Below are 405 nucleotides of genomic sequence, written 5' to 3' on the forward strand. Positions count from 1 at the left end.
TTCAAAGGCTTTTCGAGGTTACCGACCCGGTTTTTTGCGTTGCCGCTTGCCGTGTCGATGGAGGCGCATTATAGGGAACGGATTCTTTCTGGCAACCCCTCATCGGCAATAAAATTGCAAAAAACTGCACTTTTTTAGTTATTCATATCCAAGCACAGCTTTTATACAAACTTATCCACAGAAACTACCAAATCCAGAGCTAAATTAGCCACTCCTCTGCCAGCAGCTCATACCACTGGCTGGCTTTTTCTGTACCAGGTGAATGGAAGATCATCATTCGATAATAAGGAATACCTATCTATATAAGGAACTACACGATCAAGAGTAGGCAGTTGAGGCAGTTGAGGCAGTTGAGGCAGTTGAGGCAGTTGAGGCAGTTGAGGCAGTTGAGGCAGTTGAGGCAGT

It is taken from the genome of Aeromonas sp. Y318-1 (genome assembly GCF_027706125.1).
Taxonomy (GTDB): Bacteria; Pseudomonadota; Gammaproteobacteria; order Enterobacterales; family Aeromonadaceae; genus Aeromonas; species Aeromonas hydrophila.